A 15,942-nucleotide genomic window follows, 5' to 3' on the forward strand; every position below is an offset into this window, starting at 1 on the left:
GTCTCTGGGTACTGACGAGGAAGGATCGTCAAAAGCCGCAAAAAAAATCAGTCTGGATGGAGACTGTGTCTTTCATGGCGACCATATCAAGCCGCTTATAACGAAAGGGATCTGTCCTGGTTCGGTATTATCAATGAGCTTGAAACCGTTTCCTTCTGCTAGCTACGCATCGGCTGAAGCGGGGCGTCCTGAGAAACCTAATTGGCGCATCGGTGCAAAACCGGTGGGACGCCAAAGTAACCAGTAAGCGCCATTTATCTGTATCTGACGTCTCACCGAACCTTCCCTTTTTTTAGGAGATTTCGGTGCGAAAAGCTCTTTTCTCGCTGGGGTTGACGACGTTGTCGTGCAATCTCGCCTTTGCGCAACCCTTAGAGTTGCCGACCTTCACACAGACCTTACCTGTCGGTGTGTCAAATACATTCCCCGTTGAGTCTGTCGAATCCATAAGCTTTCTACGCGCCTTGGAACTCGCTAGCTCTGCAAGCCCTGAACTGGCTGTTGCAAGACGTGAGCTGGCTGCTTCTCGCGCATTAATTAGCCAAGCCGGAGCACGTCCGAATCCAATATTGTCCGCTAGCCAGGAGGGAATCCGGGGCGATGCCCCGGAGACCACGCTTGAACTGAGCCAAGAAATAGAGCTGGGTGGTAAACGTTCGGCTCGTATTGAGGCGGCGCAACGAGCCTTGGACGTAGCAGCTGCTGACCTACAGGACGCCCAAGCTCGACTGAGGGGGGCAGTGATGGGCGCGTACTACGATGTGCTTACTGCTCAAGAACGGCTGGACCTCGCTCAGGCTGCTTCAAAGCTTGCGAAGCAAGCAGTGAACGTGGCCAATCGACGTGTGAGGGCCGGCATGGTTTCTCCCGTAGAGGAAACCCGGGCGCGGGTTGCGGCTACTGGAGTGCAAGTAGAGCTTGCCCAGGCCACAGCTGAACTCGAAGCTGCGCGCACTCGGCTGGCGGCCAACTGGGGAAATCCACAGCCACGCTTTGAGCGAGTAAAAGAGCCGGCAGAGGCAGTGCCTCCTCTTCCCGAGCTAGCTGAGCTTTATAGCCGTTTGAACGATTCCGCCCAACTAACCCGCGCGCGTCGGGAGGCTGAAAGACGTCGGGCTGCGTTAAAGCTGGAAAGGACGAATCGCTTTTCTAACGTGACGGTTAGCGTAGGTGCCCAACGCTCAGATGAATATAACGGCACGCTGGGATTGGTGAGTATCTCGATGCCCCTGCCGTTGTTTGATCGAAACCAAGGCAACATCGGAGCAGCGCAGGAACGGGCCTACCAGGCGCAGGACGAGCTCAACGCCGTCCATATACGCCTGAAAAGCGAACTTTCCCAAGCGCACATGCGGCTGCGCACTGCTCGCCAGCAGTTTGAACTGTTGCGCAACGATATGCTCCCCAGTGCCCAAAGCGCTTATGAAGCTGCCAGCAAGGGGTTCGAACTTGGAAAATTCACGTTCCTTGACGTACTGGATGCTCAACGCACGCTTTTCCAAGCCCGATCTCAGTACCTGTCTGCGCTATCACAAGCTAACCAGGCGGCGGCAGAAATCTCGCGAATTGTCGGAGATGGGTCGGCCGTTATCACCTCGGCCACTCAGCCATAGGAATCCATATGAAAAGTAAATCGAATACATCTTCCTTGGCTGGTCACAAGAAGCAGATTTTTTGGATCGTCGTCATATTAAGCGTGGCACTTATGCTTGGCGGATTGCTTCTTCGCAGTAGTCCAGCTGTGCCCGATGCGGGCGACGCACATAGCGAGCATGGTGACGAATCGGAGCATGAGGATGAAGGGCATTCGGATGAGGATGCAGAAGCCGAAGGAGATCATGGCCATGATGAAGGAGGCGCCGATAGCGATCACGAGGTCGGTGCGGCAGAGAAAGATGAGCATGAAGATGAGCCCGAGGGAGCGGAGCATACTGAAACAGCAGAGGTAGAACTCTCAGAGACACAAATCCTAGCCGCCGGCATCTCACTGGCAACTGCTCAGCCCGCAAAGATAAAAAGCGCAATTGAGCTGCCTGGCGAAATTACATTCAACCAAGACCGCACAGCGCAAGTTGTGCCTCGTCTCTCAGGTGTCGTTGAAGCGGTCAAAGTCGATTTGGGCGAACAGGTGAAACAGGGGCAAGTACTTGCTGTGATCGCGAGTACAGACCTGTCGGAACGTAGAAGCGAGTTCTACGCGGCGCAAAAACGTCTTGCATTGGCTCAAAAAACCTATCGACGCGAAAAGGAGCTATGGGAAGAGCGTATTTCTGCGGAACAGGATTATTTACAGGCACAACAGGCTTTACGGGAAGCAGAGCTGACTGTTGCGAATGCAAACGCACAGCTACAAGCGCTTGGCAGTGATGCTGGCAAGCCAGACGCATTGAGCCGCTACGAACTCAGGGCGCCGTTCGATGGGATGATCGTTGAGAAGGACATCACGCTCGGTGAGTCAGTCAATACCGATGACCAGATATTCATCATTTCCGATCTCTCCACCGTGTGGGCAGATATCAGCGTTCCTGCCAATGCACTCAGCGCGGTACGAGTAGGCAGCAATGCCGTTATCGAGGCCACAGCATTCGAGTCCAGTGCCAATGGAACCGTTTCTTATGTCGGCTCACTTGTTGGTCAGCAAAGCCGCGCCGCTACCGCCCGGGTCACACTTCCCAACCCTGAAGGGGTTTGGCGCCCCGGCCTGTTCGTCAAAGTGCAGGTAGGCGCTGGCGAAGCATCCGTGCCAGTCGCAGTAAGTCCTGATGCGATCCACACATTGGAAGAAAAGCCGGTGGTGTTTGTACGGACCGACCATGGCTTTGCTGCTCAGCCAATCGTGAGTGGCCGCAGCGATAGTGACGCGGTCGAAATCAAGGAAGGCCTCCAGCCCGGAGCGCGCTATGCCTTGGATAACAGCTTCATCATCAAGTCCGAGCTTGGCAAAGCCAGCGCCTCGCATGCTCACTGATACGGAGTTATAGAATCGTGTTCGAACGTATCATTCGTTTTTCTATCGAGCATCGCTGGTTGGTTATGCTAGCCGTGCTTGGCATGGCAGCGTTAGGAGCTTACAGCTACCAAAAGCTGCCTATCGATGCTGTCCCGGATATCACCAACGTACAGGTGCAAATCAACACTGCGGCGCCAGGTTATTCCCCGCTGGAAGTGGAGCAGCGTATTACCTACCCGCTCGAGACGGTAATGGCTGGGCTGCCCAAGCTCGAGCAGACACGATCCTTGTCTCGATATGGACTTTCTCAGATCACAGTTATTTTTGAGGAAGGCACTGACATCTATTTTGCCCGCCAACTTGTGAACGAGCGCCTGGGAGGGGCCAAAGATCAGCTCCCAGATGGCGTCACTCCAACACTTGGCCCTATTTCCACTGGGCTTGGCGAAATCTATTTTTGGACGGTTGAAGCTGAGGAAGGTGCCACCAAATCGGACGGTACGCCGTATACCCCTGCTGACTTGCGTGAGATTCAAGATTGGATCATCAAACCGCAAGTCCGAAATGTACCTGGTGTTACTGAGATCAATACGATCGGAGGATATGCAAAGGAATATCAGATCGCCCCCAACCCAGACACTTTGCGGTCGTTTGGACTAACACTACAAGATTTGATCGAGGCGGTTGAGCAAAACAATAACAATCTAGGTGCCGGATATATTGAAAAGCGCGGCGAGCAGTATCTTGTTCGCGCTCCAGGACAAATGCAGTCTGTGGAGGACATCCGCGATACCCTTATTAGCAACGTTGACGGTACCCCAGTGCGTATCCGCGACGTTGCGACGGTCGAGGTTGGAAAGGAGCTCCGCACTGGCGCAGCCACCGAGAATGGCCGCGAAGTGGTACTAGGTACGGCCTTCATGCTTATCGGTGAAAATAGCCGAGTAGTTTCAAGGGCTGTCGACGACAAGATGAAAGAGATAAACCTTTCGCTTCCGGAAGGCGTAAAGGCAATTACTGTCTACGATCGAACTGTACTCGTAGACAAAGCTATATCCACCGTTAAGAAGAACCTCACTGAGGGTGCCATTCTTGTTGTGGTTATACTTTTTCTCTTCTTAGGCAATATCCGGGCGGCGATCCTAACCGCGCTTGTGATACCGCTTTCTATGCTCTTCACGTTCACCGGCATGGTAGCCAATCAGGTCAGCGCCAACCTGATGAGCCTAGGCGCATTGGATTTCGGCATCATTATCGATGGAGCCGTGGTGATTGTTGAGAACTGCGTGCGTCGACTTGCACACGCTCAGTCCCATCACGGACGGGCATTAACACTGTCCGAACGGCTTCATGAAGTATTCGCTGCGGCAAAGGAAGTGCGTCGGCCTCTATTGTATGGGCAGCTGATCATTATGATCGTGTATCTGCCGATATTCGCCCTTACAGGGGTAGAAGGTAAGATGTTCACGCCCATGGCGTTTACCGTAGTGACAGCGCTATTCGGGGCGATAATCCTTTCGGTGACGTTCGTCCCGGCGGCCGTTGCGCTCTTTATCGGTAAGCGGGTTACGGAAAAGGAAAACTTTCTAATCCGCAATGCTAAACGGGCCTACGCACCTGCGCTCGATGCGGTAATGGCCAACAAGCCAGCAGTGCTCACCTTTGCGGTAGTTGTAGTCATACTTTCTGGCCTCGTAGGGTCACGTATGGGCAGTGAATTCGTGCCTAGCCTCAACGAGGGAGACTTCGCTATCCAAGCCCTTCGTGTACCAGCTACCAGTCTTAGTCAGTCTGTAGAGATGCAGCAGCAGCTGGAGCGAAAGCTTATGGATGAGTTTCCGGAGATTGAACGCATATTTGCGCGAACTGGCACTGCGGAAGTGGCATCGGATGCTATGCCTCCAAATATCTCTGACGGGTACGTCATGCTGAAGCCACAAGAACAGTGGCCGGATCCAGGCAAGTCGCGTAATCAGCTCTTAAGCGAGGTGCAAGCATCCGCCGCTGAGTTGCCGGGCAATAACTACGAGTTTTCCCAGCCGATTCAGCTGCGTTTCAACGAGCTGATTTCCGGAGTTCGTGCCGCGGTAGCCGTGAAAATCTATGGTGATGACATGGACGTTCTTAACAGCACGGCGGCGGAAGTATCCGAGGTGCTAGGACAAGTACCAGGCGCTTCAGAGGTTACGGTCGAGCAGACGACTGGCCTTCCCATGCTCACGATTGATATCGATCGCGATCAGATCGCACGATACGGCCTGAGTCTAGATACCGTCCAGCAAGCGGTTGCAGTAGCTATCGGTGGCCGAGAGGCAGGCACCTTGTTTCAAGGAGATCGGCGTTTCGATATCGTGGTTCGTTTACCGGACGAGATACGCAGCGATCTCGCCGCAATTGAGCGGCTTCCAATTGCCCTTCCAAGGGAATTAAACAGCACCATAAGTTATATCCCCCTCGGCGAGGTGGCCACCCTGGATTTGGCCCCCGGTCCGAATCAGATCAGTAGAGAAGAAGGGAAACGGCGAATTGTCGTCAGTGCAAACGTCCGTGGTCGTGACATTGGATCATTCGTATCTGAGGCAGAACAGAAAATCCAGGCCCAGGTAGATATCCCGGCAGGTTATTGGATCGACTGGGGCGGTACCTTTGAGCAGCTTGAATCGGCAACGAAGCGGCTGCAGATTGTCGTCCCCGTGGCGCTGCTCCTGGTCTTCATTCTGCTTTTCATGATGTTCAACAATGTCAAAGACGGTTTGTTGGTCTTTACAGGGATTCCATTTGCGCTCACCGGAGGCATTGTTGCGCTGTGGCTCAGAGATATCCCATTGTCCATTTCAGCAGGTGTTGGCTTTATTGCTCTGTCAGGCGTCGCCGTTCTAAATGGCCTGGTAATGATCTCCTTCATCCGTAGCCTACGGGAGCAAGGTTTACCTCTGGACACTGCGATCCGCGAAGGTGCCCTTACCCGGCTACGACCGGTATTGATGACAGCCTTAGTGGCTTCACTCGGGTTCGTTCCAATGGCCTTGAATGTGGGTACCGGTGCAGAGGTACAACGTCCCCTTGCGACGGTGGTGATCGGGGGGATTCTCTCCTCAACGGTGCTAACGCTATTAGTTTTGCCGTTGCTCTACCAGATGGCTCATCGACGCGAAGACGAATTGGAGGAGCAAGAAATCGCGTTGGCCGCTGACAGAACAAGCTAGAGATTGGATGGCGGCACACAACGCCCCGTTCTTGCTAGCTAGCGAGAACGGGGCGCGTTAATTATCGGAGCGCAGTTTCATTAGCGGCGCAGCGGACAGCACAGCCTTTGTGGCGCAGTCTGATGCATCTAAGCGGTAAATAAAAAATTGCTCAGCGCTTAGTGCGTATGACTTTCGCTACATACGCGTCCTTGACCTGATGGCTTTCACCCACGGTGAGCTGACGAAGGATTATGCAAACAGCGACTGACCTGCCCCGGTCGGCAGCAAAGGGCGATAGCTACGACAAAGCCCTGGCTGGAACGATCAGCGGGCTGTGCAAGGCCGAGCTGACACCGTCAATCATGGGCGAACCGTGAGGCCTTTGAGATAGCGACCCAGACATGGGTGCGCTGTACGCCACAGCGTCTGTTCAGCTCACTCGGACATGATCCTTGCGAAGGCTAATAACAACAGATCAGGCAATGGCGGCCTGACTTAAACGAAACGGCTTATATAAATTCCGGGCGATTCGCTGGTAGCGATGTTGCGGGCAAGTTATGGAAACAAAAAAGCGCCCCGAAGGGCGCTTAGAGTGCAACTGCTTCCAAAGGAGATTGGAAGCTGCAGGAGGCGAATATCGTTCAGATATGAAGCGGTTAGTCAGCTTTGGTTTCTTTCTTGCTTTCCGTATTGTTCTGATCTTGGCGGGTATCCTTAATCTGTAATTCGTCTATTTTTCGTTTGGCGGATTCGGTTCCGTGAATTCGTTTTTGATCTGCTCGGAATTTTTCATTAAATTTAATTGAGCGGTCGTAACCATCTTCTGCATAAGACAATGCGGAGCCGCAGATTACCAAACCAACAACAATAGCTTTCAACAGATTCATAGGGCAGTCCTCGCTAAATTCAAAGGTGGCTTGCTGAGCTTTCTCGCTGAGCCCTGCAGGTTCGAATGAATTTTGCGTGATTGAAGTTAACAGCAGCATGAGCCAAGCATTACATTATTGAAATGTAATGCTTCCATTGCGCGGTGACATGAGCGCCTTGCTTCGTCATGTCAGCACCGAGGCGCACCAATCTGCAAGGGCCTATCCTACGAAAAGAATGATTGGAAGATTACAATTTTGTCATCTTCGGATTGACGCCGCATCATCTATCATTAGCGAGCAACGTCGTTTAACGTTTGAGAGGGATCGGCCAGTTATCGGCAAGTTTCAGACGATAATGCACGAACTCGCTTGAGAGTGGTCGCATTTCTGTCAGTGTGGTTTGGAAGGCCAGATGGTATTGGTGCTAGTATTATCTATTACTTTTTTGGGCTCCCTATCCTTGTCTTATGTTATTTAAGGACGGTTAAAAACCAATGGCTCACGAACATAACCATAACACCGAAGCCATAGGCGATAAGCGTTTAATCGCTGCCATTGGCGTTAATACTGTGCTAACTCTGGCACAAGTTGTTGGAGGAATACTTTCTGGCAGTTTATCGCTCATAGCTGACGCGCTACATAACTTGAGCGATGCCGCATCACTGGTTATTGCGCTCATCGCACGTAAAATCGGTCGCAAACCGCCAGATGCTTTTAAAACCTTCGGCTACCGACGCAGTGAAACCATAGCGGCTTTGATTAACTTGGTCACGCTGATTATCGTTGGTCTCTACCTCATCTACGAAGCTATAGGTCGGTTTTTTGCCCCACAGCCCATTGAAGGATGGACAGTGGTCGTGGTGGCGGGAATAGCCTTGATTGTAGATGTCGTCACGGCCTTGCTCACCTACACAATGTCTAAGAATAGCATGAATATAAAGGCGGCATTCTTGCACAATGTGTCGGATGCGCTGGCCTCCGTCGGTGTTATTATTGCCGGAACATTAATCCTTCTGTATGACTGGTATTGGACAGATACTGTACTGACGCTGATGATTGCTGGTTACGTGCTATGGCAGGGCTTTAGCATGCTACCTAAAACCATTCACTTGTTAATGGAGGGCGCACCAGAAGGAGTTTCCATCACTGATATAATCAATGTCATGGAGCAAGTGGACGACGTTGTGAGTGTTCACCACGTACATGTCTGGGAAATTGCCGAACATTCAACTGCATTGGAAGCTCACGTTGTCATCAAGAAGGCTAGCCTGCCCGAAATTGAACGAGTGAAGACTGATTTAAAACGTGTACTTCATGAGCGATTCAAAGTCAGCCACTCGACACTTGAAATGGAGCTAGACGGCAGTGTTTGTATCGACACCAGGCAGGCCGACAGTCATCGCAGCGAAGCATAAGCCTGCTTTGCGCTCACCGCTGTTGCTAGACAGTTATCTCGATATCAACGGAGTGAACTTGCGACATCACTCGTTGGCGCTATGTCTTCGACCAGAGACATGCTAGCGGCATGTGGCCAAAGCAGCTCGTCACGAGGAGATCAGGCTAGGTCGTGGCACCTTCGGCAGGCTGCCGCGACGAGCAAGCCCCGCCAGTCGCTACCGCCGCGGACGCTCAGAGCCAGCGGCGGACTCGTGCACGGTAGCGGGCAAATGATTCGCCGAACAATGTTTCCAGCGCCCACTCTTCGGCTGGGATCTGGAAACGGTTCATGTACAGCACGAAAGCAACTACGCCAAGCAGGGTTAGAGGCGAGGCCAAGACCAGCGCCCAAGCCGCCAGGATAATGGCAAAGCCTAAGTACATGGGGTTGCGGCTGTACCGGTAGATGCCAGCCTCCACTAATGCAGAAGCCTGCTGCGGCTGCAATGGATTAACCGTAGTACGCGCGCGGCGAAACGACAGGACGCCGGCGAGGCACACGCCGAGCCCCAGGAGCAGTATTGGCAAAGCGAAGGTCAGGCGCGCGGTCCATGCCAGTTCGAAACCCGGCAATTTGGTTCCCGACAAACCCATCAGCACAGCGATCAGGCCGGCCACGAGCAGCGGTGGCACGCGGTTTTCCAGCGCGCTCATAGTGTCATTCTCGTGCCTTGGCCACTTCGCTGTTCACCAACTGGCGCAGCGGCTCCGGGCCAAACTCGCTGAGCGCACGACCATTGACAAAAAAAGTCGGCGTGCCACGAACCCCAACGGCTTTAACGTCCTGCATGTCCGTTTCCAGCACGGCGTTGACGCCAGGCGTATGCATGTCCTGGCGGGCCTGTTCCAAGTTCAAACCGACGCGCTCTGCAGCAGCCCATGCCTGCGTTACCTTGGGGTCGTCGTGCCAACCGGGTTGGGCTTCCAGCACAGCCCCCAACACTTGTTCATGGAGATTTTGCTTACGCGCCGCCTCCAGCATTCGCGCCACCTCTTCGGAGCCTTGATGGAACAGTACATAGCGCAGCACCAAACGCACGTCTTCCGGGTTCTCGGCGAGGATCTGCTTCACATAGGGGTGGAAGGCGCGGCATGCCTCGCAGGAAGGGTCAAAGAATTCGACGATGGTCACTGGCGCTTGCGCCGGGCCGAACACTGGTGAGTGGAAGCGAACCAACTGGCCGCCGTTCTGTTTGGGTTGTGTCGCGGTCTCTTGGGCTGTCGAACCGGGAGCCTGGGCCTGTTGAGGCGATTGCGAGGGGGAATAGAAGAATGCGGCGGCAGCAAAGACGGCCAGGATCACGACACTGACGATCAGGACCACGGAACGGCGATTCATGGGGTGGTTCTCCGACGGATGATTATGAGCAGGATGGCGATAAGGATAAAAGCGAACAAGGCGAGTGCCGGCAGGGGCACCACGCCGAAGAGGGTCATTCCGGCGCCTGAGCAGGATGGACCAGTGGCCGTGCAGGGCTGGATCGGCTGTGGAATCAGCCCTGCATAGAGCAGCGTGTGAACAAATGCCAGTGCCGCACCGATAGCGGTCAGCGGCAGGGCATAGTGCCAGACGGTGAAATCCGAGCGGTAGCAGGCGATGGCCAGGATCACCGCCAGCGGAAACATGAAGGCACGCTGGAACCAGCACAACACGCAGGGTGCCTGGCCCATCACCTCACCAATGAACAGCGCGGACAGGGTCGATACCAGTGCGACCAGCCAGGTTAGCAGCAGCAGGTTCCAGGGCATGCCTGAAGGTTGAGGATTCATTGCGGTTAACTCCTGGCGATGGCGAGCACTTGCCTCAGACCCGCCATCCAGTTATTTCGAAACATCATGCATCCTCTTATCGGCAGGACTTGTTAGGACCGTTGCGGACTTCGCCCAACGGCAAAGCGAAAAGCAACCAGCCTCAACGCTGGGTTAAATCCGATGCCAGTGGGAGAATGTCGCCCTTGCGCAACAAGGGAAGATATCAGATGTCGCGGGACTGGCTGGAAGAACACCAGATAGCATTTTATTTCGCGGCGGTGGTGGCCGCTGCCATTGCAGGCCTGAGCTCTGCGCAATTCACCGGACTGACGGCCATGGCCATCACACCGGCGATTGCCGTGCTGATGTATGCCATGTTTCTGCAGATTCCTTTTTTGGAGCTGCGAGAAGCTTTTGCCAACCGCCGCTTCGTCGGTGCCTTGTTGCTGGCCAACTTCCTATTGGTGCCATTGATGGTGTGGCTGGTGACGTGGCCGCTCTCATCGAACAAGGCCTTGTTGGTCGGCGCGCTGCTTGTCCTGCTGACGCCTTGTATCGATTACGTGGTGGTCTTCACCCACCTGGGCAAAGGGGACTCTCGTCTGGTGCTCGCGGCGACGCCATTGCTGCTGTTGCTCCAGCTTCTGCTGCTGCCCCTCTACTTGCGGCTAATCCTTGGCCCCGAAGCCGGCACAGTGATCGAGCTGTGGCCCTTCGCAGAAGCCTTCCTGTTACTGATCGTCCTACCCTTGGTAGCGGCTGTGCTCACCGAATTTGGCGGACGCCGATCTCTGCTGCTTCGCGCATGGAGCGCAGGTTGGGCCTGGCTGCCAGTGCCTGCAATGGCCCTGGTTCTAATCGTGGTGGTGGGTTCGCAGATCGCGGCTGTCGTGTACCAACTCGACATCCTGGCGCCGTTGCTTCCGGTATACGGAGCGTTTCTACTACTCGCTCCGGCCCTCGGCGTACTCAGCTCCCGGCTATTTGGCTTGGAGGCTTCTGCCGCACGGGCAGTGGCCTTTAGCTCAGGCACTCGCAACTCGCTTGTAGTGCTTCCCCTGGCCCTAGCGCTCCCGGAGTCCATTCGCGCGCTGGCCGCGGCGGCTGTGATTACTCAGACACTCGTAGAACTGATTGGTGAATTGATCTACTTACGGGCGATTCCAGCCATGGTCAGAAACAGTTGAGCCTCGTCGAAATCGGCGAGAGCGCTCATGCCTCGTGCTGTGGAGCAAGATTGATCAGCGGCGCAATGATGAGCTGAGCGGAGCGCGCCCAAGAAACCAGTGCCTCAAGATCCATCTGTAGAGATTGGGCTTCTGTCCAGATACAAGCACTCTCGGCAGGCACCGTAAGAGCGATGCCCTCAACTATCGTCAGAGCCATCGCATGCAATCTCAGTAGCTCGTCGCGAATGGAGGTGATTCCACCCAGTTCCACCAAGCAGACGTCCAAGCGATCAACCAGCCGGAGCAGTTGAGAGGTGTCGAAGCTGTCGCGCAGGTTTTCCAACGCCACGGCGTCCACTTCGCCGTACGGTGTAAGGCGGAAGGATGCGGGAGGAATGTTGATCATGGCGTTTTCTCGGTATCTAGCTGGCTAGGTCTGATCACCCGCAGCGAGCCGGCAGCTTGTTGGAACACCGAGTCCTTGATCCAGGGCTCCGGTGGCCGGTTTAGCTTGAGGTTGAATTCGCCGAAGCGCTTGAGGTTGCTGGTCAGGTAGAGTGGTTGGGCCCCCTTCAGCATACATAGCGGAACTGGTGTAGACGACTAGCCCTGAGCTAGGCCTTGGGCTTTCAAGCAGCTCCAATGATCGGCACTGAAGTGCTAGGGAGCGGATTACTTCTAAAATTCTGGCTAACACGCTCACACTTAAAAACGCTTCTGGATATGCTGGAAAAAGGCAAGCCAAGCAGGCGAAAAATTGACACTAACTACTTTCAATACAATGGTTATTTCTTGGGATATAACTCTTCTAAAGATAATGCCGGTAAATACGGATTTGAAGAAAGCCCTGCTGAAATCAAGCAAAAAGTGAAAGAGCTTTTACTAATCTAGCTCGGTCGAACAAACTAGGTCTATTGCTCGTTGAGTGATCGTCTCTGAGCATTTTAACTGCTGCCGTTGCTGGCAGCCATGAGTCAAAAATTGCACTCAACGACAGGCAGCTTTTGGCCGACAGGTGCCTGTCGTCACCGGCTGCAATCGGCCGAGGCTGTGTAAAAACGTTTTCGAGCGCGACAGGTACTCAAAACCGGACTGGAAATCGCGCATCTGGGCGAAATCCACATCTGCTGAGGTGCCGAAAAATTTCAGATTTCACGTAGACGCGCGCACTTCAATTTTGACGAAGCGTTTTTACACACTCTGGGCCAAAAGCAGGCATTAGATGTGACCACGGCACTCGAGGTGATTCAAAACTGCTCTAGACGTTCGTCTTCAGCTGATAGCCATATGGACAGCACACACCACCCAAGGTACGGTTCATTTGCCATGGTAATACGCCATTATCAAGCGATGCCTAGAGGGATTTAGAGTGCACGTTAAAGCCATCAAGCTGATCAACTTCAAAAAATTTCGCGACGAACTTCTAGAATTCAACGACGACGTCAATATTTTCGTCGGCGACAACAATGCTGGTAAAAGCACAATCTTGGAAGCGTTAGAAATTGTGCTCAATTACAATCATCGTGGACGGCCCTTCAACGGCGAGTTCTCCCCTGATCTTTTCAATCAGGATGCCGTCACGCGGTTTCTCGCCTCTGACTTGAGCTCCAAGCACCTGCCCAGCCTTATCATCGAAGCCTACATTGACGGTGTGCCTGAGTACCGAGGCTCGAACAACAGCCTCAAGGCTGACGCCCAGGGCGTCTTGGTACAAGCCTGTTTCGACCCGTCGCTGGAGGCCGTATACGAGAGCCACCTGCTGACCAAGCCGAACATCACCAGCATTCCGATCGAATTCTATAAGGTGGAATGGCTCGATTTCGGTTGGAATCCGATAAAACCGATCGCTAAGAAGTTTAAGGCGCTGTACATCGACCCCACACGTATCCACCCAACCATGGGGAAGAACCAGTACATTTCGAGCATTCTCAACACCGCATTGGCGAAGGAAGAGCTCGTCAAGCTGACCCTCAATTATCGTGAAAACCTGCAGGTGTTTAACAACTCCGGGGAGGTCAGGACGGTCAATGCCAGCCTTGATGCGGGTCACCTTATCACCGATAGCAAGCTCACCATTGCAGCAAGTACGTTACCTGCGGGCTCCATCCAGACCGGCCTACAGCTTGAGGTCGATGATGTGCCTTTTCACCTCATCGGCAAGGGTGAACAGAGCAATGTGCAGATTAAACTGGCCATTCAGAACAAATCCCACGACATCGATCTGGTGATGATGGAAGAGCCCGAAAATCATCTATCTCACACCAATCTGAACAAGCTTGTGCACTACATCGAAACCCAGCGAGGAGACAAGCAGCTGTTCCTGACCACCCACAGCTCGTATGTGTTGAACAAGCTGAGTATCGACAAAATTTGCCTTGTGCAGTCAGGGTACAAAAGGCTGCACACGCTAGACGCTAAAGTGGTGAAGACCCTCAAGCGTCTTCCTGGCTACGACACCTTGCGGGTGGCACTGTCGGGCAAGGTCATCCTGGTCGAGGGGCCGTCGGACGAACTGGTGCTCAAGAAAATCTACCAACGAAAACACAACCGACTGCCTGAGCAGGACGGGATAGATATCATCGTGGTACGCGGTGTAGGTTTCAAGACGTTCATCGAAGTCGGTAAAGAGATCGGCACCAAGATCCATGTGCTCAGGGATAATGACGGCGACTATAACGGTAACGTTGTACAAGGACGTCTGGAATACGCTGCGTTTCCTAACATCAAGCTGTACTCGTCGATGAACGACGCCGAATTTTCGCTTGAGCCAGCGATGATTTATGCCAACGCAGTTGACATTAAAACCCTTGACGCTTTCGCAAAGGAAGTCTTGTCGACGGAAACCTTCAATATCTACAACGCAGAGGTCTCTCTGGAGGATCGAAGGGAAAATTTGATCCGTTGGTTCAAGAGCGTAAAGGGCAACGGTAAAGGCGCTCGCAAGGTCGACTCTGCGGTCAAACTGTTCGATGGCGCACTGGACTTCAAGTACCCAGCCTTTCTAGACGAGGTGCTCGATTTTGCCTAACGAACTCTGGGTCGCAGGCGCCGGATCAGGGAAAACGCACAAGATCATTACTGAAGCCATTGAGACCATCAAGGCTGGTGGACGTGTGCTTGTAGTCACCTATACAACCAATAATCAGGCAGAGTTGCGCTCTCGTTTTGTTGAGTTGTACGGTGCTAGCAGTGAGCACTTCGTCGTCAAGGGGCTGTTCTCTTTTTACCTGGAAGATATGGTGCGTCCCTATCAGAGCGAGGTATTTCCAGATCGGATCACGACTATCTCGTTCACTGAGAACAACCCTCACTTAATATCAGGTACAACCTACTACATTGAAGGCAGAGCTGAAAAATCGGAAGATGGCACGATCAATCCACTGCATTACCTGACGCCCTGCAAAACAAAGGCGTACTCCGGGTTTTTGGCAAAGCTTGCGACCCTCATTGCGAAACTATCCAAAAATGCCCCTGCCAAGCGGTTGAAGGAGATTTATCAAAGGGTCTATTTTGATGAAGTGCAGGATTTGGTCGGTTGGGACTACGACGTGATCAAATCACTCAACAAGGTCATGGTCGACTCGATCTGTTGTGTGGGCGACTTTCGACAGACAATCTACACAACGACGTTCGGCCATAAGGCTCCGCAGACGCCTCAACAGAAGGTCGATTACTTCGTCGGGAAAATGAAGTTCGAAAAGCATTCGATGCCGAAGAATCGCAGGTGCATACAAGAAATCTGCGACCTCTCCGACACGATCCACCTGGGGCTGTATGACAAGACGGTAACAGGTGTCGAGAAAGTGCCAGACGAAATATCGCATCACCATGGCACCTTCATAGTGAAACAATCTCAGGTGAGCGATTACTTGGCAGCGTTTCAGCCTCAAGTACTGCGCTGGTCGTCCACCACCGGCACTGGATACCTACCGGGTAACCTTATCTGTTATACGTTCGGTTCCTGCAAAGGCTTAGGCTTTGATCGAGTGCTTGTGATCCCGTCAGATAAACATCTGAAGTTCATTGGCGGAAATGCCAAAGTGTTCGACAAGGATAAGACGGAGGAGTCGCGAAACAAGCTATACGTCGCGATTACCCGCGCGCGCTATAGCCTGGCCTTCCTCGTCGAGGATAAGAAGGTGAAAGGGCTCCCTTACCCCATATGGGATGGCTCTGGCGCGCTCAATGCAGTGATCGAAAAGTGAGGCGGAGAGGCTGACGACTCATGTTGAGTGACGAGAAGCCGCCTCTCCCCGCGGACATTTCAGGAGCAATACCATGACGATGGCCCATGAGCGCACCCGTAGCGTTGTTCAAACACGGGACTTCCTACAGGAGCTGGCTAGGGACACGAGCCTTCCTGAAAACGTACGGTACCAAGCAAATAATCTACTTCGGCATTACCCGACAGCAGAAGCCGTCTGGTTGGCTGGTCGAGTGGAAGAGCGATCCAAGCAAGAGCTTTCCCTATTGGCCGACAAGCATGGACCTCTACATCCGGTGTTAGTCAGCTGGCTGTTAAATGATCCGATGTTTTCGGATCACGGAGCCAGCTGAGCCGGGGCGCAACACTGGCA

At 53.4% G+C, this 15,942-nt stretch carries 16 protein-coding genes; 10 read left to right on the forward strand and 6 right to left on the reverse strand.

The features are described 5' to 3' along the window. The first annotated feature begins 305 nt into the window (after positions 1 to 305). The 4 genes from GQA94_RS06675 to GQA94_RS06690 all read left to right on the forward strand — a co-directional run bounded on the left by GQA94_RS06675 (position 306) and on the right by GQA94_RS06690 (position 6,515). Positions 306 to 1,613 carry a TolC family protein gene (locus GQA94_RS06675; protein ID WP_008569960.1) on the forward strand — a complete coding sequence of 436 codons (1,308 nt, stop codon included), beginning with the start codon at positions 306 to 308 and terminating at the stop codon, positions 1,611 to 1,613. A gap of 8 nt (positions 1,614 to 1,621) precedes the next feature. Continuing rightward, complete coding sequence (locus GQA94_RS06680) at positions 1,622 to 2,968, forward strand: efflux RND transporter periplasmic adaptor subunit (RefSeq protein WP_015275575.1); 1,347 nt, start codon at positions 1,622 to 1,624, stop codon at positions 2,966 to 2,968. 17 nt (positions 2,969 to 2,985) lie between these two features. Continuing rightward, on the forward strand, positions 2,986 to 6,156 hold the full coding sequence (locus GQA94_RS06685) for a CusA/CzcA family heavy metal efflux RND transporter (protein ID WP_015275576.1): 3,171 nt from the start codon (positions 2,986 to 2,988) through the stop codon (positions 6,154 to 6,156). Positions 6,157 to 6,389: 233 nt separating this feature from the next. Next, a complete protein-coding gene (locus GQA94_RS06690; protein WP_023444716.1) occupies positions 6,390 to 6,515 on the forward strand; it encodes a hypothetical protein in 126 nt (41 codons plus the stop codon). Between the two features lie 279 nt (positions 6,516 to 6,794). Here GQA94_RS06690 and GQA94_RS06695 read toward each other — a convergent pair whose 3' ends face one another. Beyond that, a complete protein-coding gene (locus GQA94_RS06695; RefSeq protein ID WP_023444715.1) occupies positions 6,795 to 7,124 on the reverse strand; it encodes a hypothetical protein in 330 nt (109 codons plus the stop codon). Positions 7,125 to 7,501: 377 nt separating this feature from the next. Here GQA94_RS06695 and GQA94_RS06700 point away from each other — a divergent pair, with 377 nt between their 5' ends. Continuing rightward, a complete protein-coding gene (locus GQA94_RS06700) occupies positions 7,502 to 8,422 on the forward strand; it encodes a cation diffusion facilitator family transporter (RefSeq protein ID WP_008569956.1) in 921 nt (306 codons plus the stop codon). Positions 8,423 to 8,636: 214 nt separating this feature from the next. On the opposite strand, the gene GQA94_RS06705 is transcribed toward GQA94_RS06700, so the two are convergent. From GQA94_RS06705 to GQA94_RS06715, 3 genes are read right to left on the reverse strand one after another with little or no spacing between them, the layout of a single operon-like run. Continuing rightward, on the reverse strand, positions 8,637 to 9,098 hold the full coding sequence (locus tag GQA94_RS06705) for a methyltransferase family protein (protein ID WP_003292672.1): 462 nt from the start codon (positions 9,096 to 9,098) through the stop codon (positions 8,637 to 8,639). Between the two features lie 4 nt (positions 9,099 to 9,102). Beyond that, positions 9,103 to 9,783, reverse strand: coding sequence for a DsbA family protein (locus tag GQA94_RS06710; RefSeq protein WP_008569955.1), 681 nt, complete (start codon positions 9,781 to 9,783; stop codon positions 9,103 to 9,105). Beyond that, positions 9,780 to 10,214, reverse strand: a complete 435-nt coding sequence (locus tag GQA94_RS06715; RefSeq protein WP_003292674.1) for a disulfide bond formation protein B — start codon at positions 10,212 to 10,214, stop codon at positions 9,780 to 9,782. The genes GQA94_RS06710 and GQA94_RS06715 overlap by 4 nt, the downstream gene beginning before the upstream one ends. Positions 10,215 to 10,423: 209 nt before the next feature. On the opposite strand from GQA94_RS06715, the gene GQA94_RS06720 reads away from it, so the two are divergent. Next, positions 10,424 to 11,383 (forward strand): arsenic resistance protein, encoded by a 960-nt coding sequence (locus tag GQA94_RS06720; protein WP_003292675.1) that lies wholly within the window; start codon positions 10,424 to 10,426, stop codon positions 11,381 to 11,383. Positions 11,384 to 11,408: 25 nt separating this feature from the next. Here GQA94_RS06720 and tnpC read toward each other — a convergent pair whose 3' ends face one another. Both tnpC and GQA94_RS06730 read right to left on the reverse strand, forming a co-directional pair. After that, positions 11,409 to 11,771: a Tn3 family transposase post-transcriptional regulator TnpC gene (tnpC, locus tag GQA94_RS06725; protein WP_003292676.1), complete on the reverse strand. Its 363-nt coding sequence runs from the start codon at positions 11,769 to 11,771 to the stop codon at positions 11,409 to 11,411. Then, on the reverse strand, positions 11,768 to 11,944 hold the full coding sequence (locus GQA94_RS06730; protein WP_003292677.1) for a hypothetical protein: 177 nt from the start codon (positions 11,942 to 11,944) through the stop codon (positions 11,768 to 11,770). The genes tnpC and GQA94_RS06730 overlap by 4 nt, the downstream gene beginning before the upstream one ends. 63 nt (positions 11,945 to 12,007) lie before the next feature. On the opposite strand from GQA94_RS06730, the gene GQA94_RS06735 reads away from it, so the two are divergent. The 4 genes from GQA94_RS06735 to GQA94_RS06750 all read left to right on the forward strand — a co-directional run bounded on the left by GQA94_RS06735 (position 12,008) and on the right by GQA94_RS06750 (position 15,922). Beyond that, positions 12,008 to 12,256: a hypothetical protein gene (locus tag GQA94_RS06735; RefSeq protein ID WP_101153433.1), complete on the forward strand. Its 249-nt coding sequence runs from the start codon at positions 12,008 to 12,010 to the stop codon at positions 12,254 to 12,256. Between the two features lie 478 nt (positions 12,257 to 12,734). Further along, positions 12,735 to 14,393, forward strand: a complete 1,659-nt coding sequence (locus tag GQA94_RS06740; protein ID WP_015275579.1) for an ATP-dependent nuclease — start codon at positions 12,735 to 12,737, stop codon at positions 14,391 to 14,393. Next, the gene (locus GQA94_RS06745) at positions 14,386 to 15,570 is read left to right on the forward strand and encodes a UvrD-helicase domain-containing protein (protein WP_003292679.1); all 1,185 of its coding nucleotides are present in this window, start codon (positions 14,386 to 14,388) and stop codon (positions 15,568 to 15,570) included. The genes GQA94_RS06740 and GQA94_RS06745 overlap by 8 nt, the downstream gene beginning before the upstream one ends. Before the next feature lie 73 nt (positions 15,571 to 15,643). Then, on the forward strand, positions 15,644 to 15,922 hold the full coding sequence (locus GQA94_RS06750; protein ID WP_015275580.1) for a BPSL0761 family protein: 279 nt from the start codon (positions 15,644 to 15,646) through the stop codon (positions 15,920 to 15,922). The last annotated feature ends 20 nt before the right edge of the window (positions 15,923 to 15,942 follow it).

This window comes from Stutzerimonas stutzeri (genome assembly GCF_009789555.1).
Taxonomy (GTDB): Bacteria; Pseudomonadota; Gammaproteobacteria; order Pseudomonadales; family Pseudomonadaceae; genus Stutzerimonas; species Stutzerimonas stutzeri_R.

Bases quoted from the DNA above. Each gene is read 5' to 3' on its own strand.
- GQA94_RS06680 (WP_015275575.1), top strand. From the start codon at position 1,622: ATGAAAAGTAAATCGAATACATCTTCCTTGGCTGGTCACAAGAAGCAG.
- GQA94_RS06690 (WP_023444716.1), top strand. From the start codon at position 6,390: ATGCAAACAGCGACTGACCTGCCCCGGTCGGCAGCAAAGGGCGATAGC.
- GQA94_RS06695 (WP_023444715.1), bottom strand. From the start codon at position 7,124: ATGCTGCTGTTAACTTCAATCACGCAAAATTCATTCGAACCTGCAGGG.
- GQA94_RS06700 (WP_008569956.1), top strand. From the start codon at position 7,502: ATGGCTCACGAACATAACCATAACACCGAAGCCATAGGCGATAAGCGT.
- GQA94_RS06705 (WP_003292672.1), bottom strand. From the start codon at position 9,098: ATGAGCGCGCTGGAAAACCGCGTGCCACCGCTGCTCGTGGCCGGCCTG.
- GQA94_RS06710 (WP_008569955.1), bottom strand. From the start codon at position 9,783: ATGAATCGCCGTTCCGTGGTCCTGATCGTCAGTGTCGTGATCCTGGCC.
- GQA94_RS06715 (WP_003292674.1), bottom strand. From the start codon at position 10,214: ATGAATCCTCAACCTTCAGGCATGCCCTGGAACCTGCTGCTGCTAACC.
- GQA94_RS06720 (WP_003292675.1), top strand. From the start codon at position 10,424: ATGTCGCGGGACTGGCTGGAAGAACACCAGATAGCATTTTATTTCGCG.
- tnpC (WP_003292676.1), bottom strand. From the start codon at position 11,771: ATGATCAACATTCCTCCCGCATCCTTCCGCCTTACACCGTACGGCGAA.
- GQA94_RS06730 (WP_003292677.1), bottom strand. From the start codon at position 11,944: ATGCTGAAGGGGGCCCAACCACTCTACCTGACCAGCAACCTCAAGCGC.
- GQA94_RS06735 (WP_101153433.1), top strand. From the start codon at position 12,008: ATGATCGGCACTGAAGTGCTAGGGAGCGGATTACTTCTAAAATTCTGG.
- GQA94_RS06750 (WP_015275580.1), top strand. From the start codon at position 15,644: ATGACGATGGCCCATGAGCGCACCCGTAGCGTTGTTCAAACACGGGAC.